8 protein-coding genes are annotated in these 8,026 nt (G+C 40.4%); 3 read left to right on the top strand and 5 right to left on the bottom strand.

Going from position 1 to position 8,026, the window contains the following annotated elements; translation table 11 throughout:
* Positions 1-116: 116 nt before the first annotated feature.
* A complete protein-coding gene (locus BXY_RS00590) occupies positions 117-818 on the bottom strand; it encodes an SGNH/GDSL hydrolase family protein (protein ID WP_195436663.1) in 702 nt (233 codons plus the stop codon).
* A gap of 345 nt (positions 819-1,163) precedes the next feature.
* Between BXY_RS00590 and BXY_RS00585 the strand changes: the two genes are divergently transcribed.
* The 3 genes from BXY_RS00585 to BXY_RS00575 all read left to right on the top strand — a co-directional run bounded on the left by BXY_RS00585 (position 1,164) and on the right by BXY_RS00575 (position 3,150).
* A complete protein-coding gene (locus tag BXY_RS00585) occupies positions 1,164-1,970 on the top strand; it encodes a KilA-N domain-containing protein (RefSeq protein ID WP_008022818.1) in 807 nt (268 codons plus the stop codon).
* A gap of 3 nt (positions 1,971-1,973) precedes the next feature.
* Positions 1,974-2,450: an alanyl-tRNA editing protein gene (locus tag BXY_RS00580; protein WP_008640605.1), complete on the top strand. Its 477-nt coding sequence runs from the start codon at positions 1,974-1,976 to the stop codon at positions 2,448-2,450.
* Positions 2,451-2,721: 271 nt separating this feature from the next.
* A complete protein-coding gene (locus BXY_RS00575; RefSeq protein WP_004300008.1) occupies positions 2,722-3,150 on the top strand; it encodes an Hsp20/alpha crystallin family protein in 429 nt (142 codons plus the stop codon).
* Positions 3,151-3,312: 162 nt separating this feature from the next.
* Here BXY_RS00575 and BXY_RS00570 read toward each other — a convergent pair whose 3' ends face one another.
* The 4 genes from BXY_RS00570 to BXY_RS00555 all read right to left on the bottom strand — a co-directional run bounded on the left by BXY_RS00570 (position 3,313) and on the right by BXY_RS00555 (position 8,021).
* Positions 3,313-4,428: an ABC transporter permease gene (locus tag BXY_RS00570; RefSeq protein WP_004312691.1), complete on the bottom strand. Its 1,116-nt coding sequence runs from the start codon at positions 4,426-4,428 to the stop codon at positions 3,313-3,315.
* A gap of 88 nt (positions 4,429-4,516) precedes the next feature.
* Positions 4,517-5,620: an ABC transporter permease gene (locus BXY_RS00565; RefSeq protein ID WP_004312690.1), complete on the bottom strand. Its 1,104-nt coding sequence runs from the start codon at positions 5,618-5,620 to the stop codon at positions 4,517-4,519.
* Positions 5,621-5,622: 2 nt separating this feature from the next.
* Complete coding sequence (locus BXY_RS00560; RefSeq protein ID WP_015530968.1) at positions 5,623-7,092, bottom strand: ATP-binding cassette domain-containing protein; 1,470 nt, start codon at positions 7,090-7,092, stop codon at positions 5,623-5,625.
* Positions 7,093-7,109: 17 nt separating this feature from the next.
* Positions 7,110-8,021 (bottom strand): HlyD family secretion protein, encoded by a 912-nt coding sequence (locus BXY_RS00555; RefSeq protein WP_134993453.1) that lies wholly within the window; start codon positions 8,019-8,021, stop codon positions 7,110-7,112.
* Between the last annotated feature and the right edge of the window lie 5 nt (positions 8,022-8,026).

Genomic DNA, 8,026 nt, shown 5'->3' with positions numbered 1-8,026 from the left:
TACGTCATCTAAAACCTTTTCAACAACTATATCCATAGAAGTGCACATTCACAATAAATGCTGCCCAACTTGATTATCAGACAGCATTTATATTTCAAAATTTACATCAATAAACCTTAGAGTGCTTTCTCTATCGCACTCTTAATCAACGGCTCCATAATATCATACCCCTCGCCTGTCGGATGCACTCCATCTTTAGTATATTGGGGATTCAAGGCCTGATTTTCATCCACCATTGCCTTATAATAATTAACAAACGGAATTTTATTAGCTTTTGCATAAGCCTCTATCCGATCATTTAAAGATTTAATTTTCTGTGGAACATCTTTTATTTCCATTCTCCATTTAAATGCAGCGGCAGGCAATACGGAAGTCAGAATCACTTTTATCTTATTTGCTTTTGCCAATTCTGTCATAGAAACAATGTTTCCGAATGTATAATCTTCATTATAAGTTTGTGTATTTTCGGCGACATCATTTGTTCCGGCATTAATCACCACTAAAGCAGGAGAAAGATTAATCACATCTTCCCGAAAACGCAACAAGAATTGATAGGAAGTCTGCCCACTGATTCCACGGCCGATATAACCGTTTGATTTGAAAAAGTCCGGATGAGTACGTACCCAGCCCTCCGTAATGGAATTTCCCATAAAAATAACTCGTTTGTCTTTCTTCGTCGCCTTTGGAAGTGCAGCATTTTGTTTTGAATAACGAGCTAAATTTCTAAAATCATTTTTCTGTGCATAGCTTTCTCCTATTGAGAAACTCAAGCAAACAACAGCCAATAACATCCATTGGCTTAATCTTCTTTTATCCATGTTTATATTAAGTATTAGTAATATGATATTTTGCACAAAGATAAAAAAAACTCCATACATAGACGCCCAAAATATCGAATAACCGTTAAGACGAAAGAAGTTTTTCTTAATCTATGTTATATAACATGCCATTTTTCTTGGATTATTTGCTAATTTCCCAATAGTCCGTATCTTTGCAATGTGTTTTTCATAGTATTAGATTTAAGGTTAACAAAGGTTGGAGCAAGGCGTTGCTCCTTTTTTTATGCCTATATATTAGAAGTGAGTTTAACATACCTTGAATAAAAAGTGATATACGTTTCTTTATTCCCAAATATAACTTTACCTTTACTGAAAAATCAGAATATGGCAAAGATTACAGTTCAGACCACAGACGTTACTATCTTAAAGATCAACGATACAGATTATATTTCTTTAACCGACATAGCTAAATACAAGACAACAGATGCTAATACTGTTATTGCCAACTGGCTACGTAATAGAATGACTATTGAATATCTAGGACTATGGGAAATATTATATAACCCCCATTTTAAACCCCTCGAATTCGAGGGGTTTAGAAAAGAAGCAGGTTTAAATGCATTCACTCTTTCTCCTCAAAAATGGATAGAAACGACCTGTGCTATTGGACTCATATCCAAATCCGGAAGATATGGCGGCACTTTTGCCCACAAAGATATTGCATTCAAATTTGCAAGTTGGATTTCTGTTGAATTTGAGTTATATATAGTAAAAGAATTCCAACGTCTCAAAGAGCAAGAGCAAGCTCAAATTGGTTGGTCAGCAAAGCGAGAACTATCTAAAATTAATTATCATATTCATACTGATGCAATCAAGCAGCATCTTATCCCTCAAGAAATCACCCCACAGCAAGCATCCATGATTTATGCCAGCGAAGCTGATATCCTTAATGTAGCCATGTTTGGAATGACAGCCTTAGAATGGCGTGATACACACCCTAATTTAAAAGGTAATATTCGTGATTATGCCTCAATCAATGAACTTATCTGCTTATCAAACATGGAAAATTTAAATGCCGTTTTCATAAATGAAGGTTTGACACCCAAAGACAGACTTATCAAATTAAATCAAATAGCAATTCAACAAATGAGCATACTAGAAGATATCAAAAATAAAAAGTTATTGAAATAATTTATGGAACAACAAATTCAACTCAACGACCACAACAAGCAGGAGTATCCTCCTATGCATACAGCAGAGCATTTACTCAATGCAACCATGGTAAAAACCTTTGGCTGCCCGCGTTCTCGCAATGCCCACATCGAAAGAAAAAAGAGCAAATGCGACTATATACTTTCTTCATGTCCGACAGCGGAACAAATCCAGTCCATTGAAGAGACAGTAAATGAAGCAATCAGTCAAAACCTACCTGTGACTGTTGAGTATATGACACATGAACAGGCCAAAGACATCGTAGATTTAAGCAAGCTACCTGCTGACGCAAGTCCTACCCTTCGCATTGTCCGCATTGGAGATTATGACGCCTGTGCCTGTATCGGATTGCATGTATCAAATACTTCTGAAATGGGAACTTTCAAAATCATTAGCTATGACTATGACGAAGAAAGGCAAACATTAAGAATGAGATTCAAACTAATCGAGAAGAAATAGACATATTATCAAATTAATATCTATCTTATATAAAATAAATAAAAACAAAATACATTTTGTCATCATTATTGCAAAATTGGCATTATTATAATGACAAATAGACAATTTTAGTCTCAAAAATCACTTGGCATAAGGTTTGCACTTATGGAAGCGAACAACGGTTCGAGAGCAGACGATGGAAACCGGGACAACCGGTATCATCAGAAGTGAAAAAACCGAAGTTCAAGAATAATTAACTGAATGTTTAACTTAAAGATAGGAGACTAAAATTATGATGCCTGTTAGAAGAACTCAAAGTTGGTTACCAAGTATCTTTAATGATTTCTTTGATAACGATTGGATGGTAAAAGCAAATGCTACTGCACCTGCAATTAATGTTTTGGAAACAGAAAAAGAATACAAAGTGGAATTGGCTGCTCCGGGTATGACGAAGGATGATTTCAATGTTCGCATTGATGAAGATAATAACCTCGTTATCAGTATGGAGAAGAAGACAGAAAACAAGGAGGAAAAGAAAGACGGTCGCTATCTGCGTCGCGAATTCTCATACTCTAAGTTCCAGCAAACAATGATTCTACCGGATAATGTAGACAAAGAAAAAATTGCTGCATCTGTAGAACATGGCGTTCTAAATATCGAACTTCCGAAACTCTCTGAAGAAGAAGTAAAGAAGCCAAATAGACAAATCGAAATAAAGTAATACAGTAACCACTTACTATTCACCGGAGACGGTGATGAAAAGGATCAAAAACAGCTCTCTCCCTTAAAGGGAAACGAGCTGTTTTTTTATTGTCTTTGCAGGCAATGCCGCCTTATTAACATAACATACCCACAGGGTTTTCGGACTGCCCCCTTATTATCTTCAGTTGTTCTTCCGATAGCTAATTACCGCCCAACTATTAAACACGACTGCAAAAAGCAACAATATTCCGAACTGCGGCAGCAAATCAAAGAAACCACTCCCCTTCAGATATATCATTCGCATCACCTCCATAAAATACTTCAAAGGATTGAATATCGTTATTATTTGTGCCCATTCCGGCATGCTGCTAATGGGGGTAAACAAACCGCTCATCAAAATCACCACCAACAAACAGAACCACATAACAAACATTGATTGCTGCATCGTTGCTGAATAGTTGGAAATGACTAGTCCGAAGCCGGACATCACCAGAACAAAAAGAACCGCGAAAAAGTAAATCAACAGAAAATGCCCGACAGGTACTATGCCATAAATTAACCAGGCTAATATGAAACACACCGTCAGCACCAGAAAACCAATCAGCCAATAAGGCAGGAGCTTTGCCAAAATAAAAACAAACTTCGGAACCGGAGTCACATTGATTTGTTCTATTGTCCCCACTTCCTTCTCGCTAACCACATTCAACGCAGGCAAGAAACCACAAATCAAAGTCAACAACATGACCATCAATGCCGGAATCATATAGAGCTTATAGTTCAGATTCGGATTAAACAATCCCTGCGTATCAACCTGTATGGAAGGGAAAGTGCCGGAAACGGTAGCTGCTTCGGGATGTTCCGAACGTAGTTCGGCTGCATAATCATTAATGATAGAAGACAAATAAGAACTACCCAGACCGCCTTTCGTTCCATTCACGGCATTGGCTGCTATCAATACATGAGCATCCTCTCCATTCATCCAATCCCGTTCCAAATGCCTTGGAATTTCCATCACAATATCAGCCGTTCCAATTTCAATGTTTCGAAGACCTTCTTCATACGAGGTCGGTACTTCTACCAAACGAAAGTAAGTGGCGGCAGCAATCTTATTCACTAAACGTTGTGAAATAGCCGAATGGTCATTATCCACAATATTCAGCTGTATATTCTTGATTTCCAGATTTACCGCCCAAGGCATCAATAGCATAATCATGCATGGAAATACAAGAATCAATTTTGGAAGAAACGAATTGCGAAGCAATTGTTTAAACTCTTTTTCTATCAGGAACTTTATCATAAATAATTCTTCAATTTGCTGATATGTTTATATGTCAATGCCATGTAGTATAACACAGCCAATTGGCACATTAACATATTATTCTTATCTACTCCAATCTATACTTGAATTTCTTGATACTGATCGTAATAAGTACCGTCGCCATTAATAATAAGATACCAATCTCCTTATATACCAATACAACAGGTACTCCTTCAATCATCAACTTTCGCACAGCCTGAATATACCAACGTGCCGGAAGTATATCCGAAATCCACTGAAGTATCAACGGCATACTCTCAATAGGGAAAATCATCCCCGATAAAAGCATCGTGGGCATCATCAACATCAAACCGGAAACCAGCATGGCCGCAACCTGTGTACGCGTGACTGATGAAATCAATAAGCCCAACGCCAAGGATACGAAGATAAACAACAAAGAGACGGTTATCAACCAGAATAAACTTCCTACTACCGGAACATCCAGCACAAAGACCGAAAGTAAAAGAATTGTTATCAGATTGACAAACGACAACACAAAATAAGGCACAGCCTTTGCCAAAATAATAAATAGTGGCTTCACAGGCGAAACCAGTAATACCTCCATGGTCCCCGTCTCTTTTTCACGAACAATGGAAATCGAGGTCATCATAGCGCAAATCAGCATCAGGATCAACCCCATTACCCCCGGAACAAAGTTATAAGCACTCTTCATTTGCGGGTTATACAACAGTTTTATATCCGACGTTAAACGGGCAGCCGACATATTGGGCGGCATCATTTCCTGACCTACCATAGAAACAATTCCCGTCGCATAATTAACCTGCGAAGTCGACATATTCGGATCTGTTGCATCTACTACCAGCTGCACATGAGCATCACCCGTATAGAGATCATCAACAAAACGTTCGCTAAAAACAATCGCCATATCAACCTTATTCTTCAGAAAAGCAGCTTCCATTTCCTGGGGCGAATGAAAACGCGCGGTAACAGTGAAATATTCACTGGCGTCCAAACGATCAATTATTTTTCGTGTCACCACATCATTAGAAGGATCGAGTACCGCCAACCGGACATTTTTCACCTCTGTACTGATGGCAAAACCGAATAGTATAATTTGTACAACCGGCATCCCCAACAAAATCAGCATGGTTCGCCGGTCACGGAAAATATGATAAAATTCCTTCTTTACAAAAGCTATAAACTGTCTCATAATCAATCTGCTTTGCGCACCGCACCGCGGGCTAATTGCTGAAAAACATCATCCATCGTTTCTGCACCGAATTGTTGCTTCAGACGGGCAGGTGTATCAAGAGCTTTAATCTGACCGTCCACCATGATAGATATCCGGTTACAATATTCCGCTTCATCCATATAATGGGTAGTGACAAATATGGTGATTCCCTGGTCGGCTGCCTGATAAATCAATTCCCAGAACTGCCTTCTCGTAGCGGGATCTACTCCACCCGTCGGCTCATCCAGAAAAACAATTCTCGGCTCGTGGAAGATTGAAACTGAAAAAGCTAATTTCTGCTTCCACCCCACCGGAAGGCTCTTCACCAAAGTATCCCGCTCGTCAGCAAGCCCCAGGCGATCCAACAATTCTTCTGTCTTCCGCTCTATTTCTTGCTCTTTCATCCCATAAATCCCGGCAAACAGACGGATATTCTCCCACACTTTCAAATCTTCATACAGCGAAAATTTCTGGCTCATATAGCCGATATGCTTCTTTACTTGTTCAGCTTCCCGGAAAATATCATATCCTGCCACCTTTCCTATGCCTGATGTCGGTTTGCTCAATCCACAAAGCATGCGCATGGCTGTAGTCTTTCCGGCACCGTTAGCACCCAGGAAGCCAAATATCTCTCCCCGGTTCACCTGAAAGGAGATATGATCTACCGCTGTAAAATTACCAAAACACTTTGTCAACTGCTCCACTTCAATGACCGGAGCGGTTTCATGTCTCACCTCCTCCCGTTCCAAAGAAGGAGGACAAAGGATGGATGCAAATTGCTGAAGAATACGCTCGGGGGTATCAATGCCATGAATCTTTCCATGATTGATAAAAGCAATCCGGTCACATTGCCGGGCTTCATCCATAATGGGAGTAGAAACAACAATGGTAATACCCTGTTCCCGCAAGTTACGAAGCATTTGCCAAAATTCCTTGCGCGACACAGGATCCACTCCGGTAGTGGGTTCATCCAGAAATAAAATATCCGGTTTATGGATCAAAGCACAACTCAATGCCAGTTTCTGCTTCATACCACCCGACAAAGCCCCTGCCCTTCTTTTCCTGAACGGTTCTATCTGCTGATAGATATCTTTAATTAAATCATAGTTCTCCTGAACAGTTGTATGGAATACGGTAGCGAAAAACTCCAGATTCTCCTCTACTGAAAGATCCTGGTAAAGTGAAAAACGACCGGGCATATATCCCACCTTCGTACGAATCTGTTTATATTCTGTTGCCACATCCAGTCCGCCAATCGTGGCCGTTCCCTTATCTGCCAGCAGCAAAGTAGTCAGAATACGGAATAAGGTACTCTTACCGGCACCGTCAGGACCTATCAGCCCAAAGATCTCTCCCCGTTCTACCACAAAAGAAACCTCTTTCAGCGCTTCCACCGTTCCATAGCTCTTGCCGACTCCTTTCACAACCACTATGGGTACATCCTTCTCCATCTCCCTGACTTTAATTTTTAATCTTCATTCTTTAATTTTACTCCGCCATACATACCAATCTTCAACGCTCCGTCATTCTTCACCGCAATCTTCACTGCATATACCAGATTAGCACGTTCATTCTTCGTCAGAATTGTTTTTGGAGTGAATTCCGAACGATCGGAAATCCAGGTCACTTCCCCCGGATAAGCTTTCTGCTCCGAGTTGCCATAGTCAGCATACACAGTCACTTGATCTCCCAGTTTCACTTGCGACAACTGTTCGGAAGTTATGTAAGCCCTCAAATACATACGATCCACTTCGCCCACCTTAAATAAAGGCTTGCCTATCGCCGCCAATTCACCGGTTTCCGCATATTTAGCCAATACTGTACCTGCGATAGGTGACTGAACATGACATTTAGCTAACTGATCCTCCACTTGCGCTACCTGTATAGCAACCGAATTGCCTTGTTCTGTAAGGCTATTCGTACTATTACGCAACGATGATTCCTGTGCAACGAGCTGTCGTTCGAGTAATTTGACTTGCGCGTCCCAATCATCCAGTTGTTTTTGATTGGCCGCACCTGCAGCAAGCAAGTTTTCCACCCGTTTCCTCTCACGCTCTGCCGTGACAATTTGCTGCTTGGTAGCGGCAATCTGTTTGGCAAGATCAGGACGCTGGTTTTCTACCGATTTCATACTGGCTTCCAATTGCAGTTTCTTTAAATACAATTGTACCGTATCTACCAACCCGATCTCCTCACCCGCTTCCAGCTTTGTTCCCTCTTCTACTTCTAGTCGTAGCAATTTTCCGGCAGCCTCGGCGGACACTATTACTTCCGTAGCTTCAAATGTACCGGTTGCGTCATAATCAGGTGTTCCATTTCCGCAGGCAGATAACATCATCAGCGTTATCCCCCACATTCCTATTTTTGTTATTCTTTTCATATCCG

It is taken from the genome of Bacteroides xylanisolvens XB1A (assembly GCF_000210075.1).
Classification (GTDB): Bacteria; Bacteroidota; Bacteroidia; order Bacteroidales; family Bacteroidaceae; genus Bacteroides; species Bacteroides xylanisolvens.
Note: the sequence above shows the minus strand (reverse complement) of the source record. Positions and strands in the feature narration are given on the sequence as shown.

Bases quoted from the DNA above. Each gene is read 5' to 3' on its own strand.
- BXY_RS00590 (WP_195436663.1), bottom strand. From the start codon at position 818: ATGGATAAAAGAAGATTAAGCCAATGGATGTTATTGGCTGTTGTTTGC.
- BXY_RS00585 (WP_008022818.1), top strand. From the start codon at position 1,164: ATGGCAAAGATTACAGTTCAGACCACAGACGTTACTATCTTAAAGATC.
- BXY_RS00580 (WP_008640605.1), top strand. From the start codon at position 1,974: ATGGAACAACAAATTCAACTCAACGACCACAACAAGCAGGAGTATCCT.
- BXY_RS00575 (WP_004300008.1), top strand. From the start codon at position 2,722: ATGATGCCTGTTAGAAGAACTCAAAGTTGGTTACCAAGTATCTTTAAT.
- BXY_RS00570 (WP_004312691.1), bottom strand. From the start codon at position 4,428: ATGATAAAGTTCCTGATAGAAAAAGAGTTTAAACAATTGCTTCGCAAT.
- BXY_RS00565 (WP_004312690.1), bottom strand. From the start codon at position 5,620: ATGAGACAGTTTATAGCTTTTGTAAAGAAGGAATTTTATCATATTTTC.
- BXY_RS00560 (WP_015530968.1), bottom strand. From the start codon at position 7,092: ATGGAGAAGGATGTACCCATAGTGGTTGTGAAAGGAGTCGGCAAGAGC.
- BXY_RS00555 (WP_134993453.1), bottom strand. From the start codon at position 8,021: ATGAAAAGAATAACAAAAATAGGAATGTGGGGGATAACGCTGATGATG.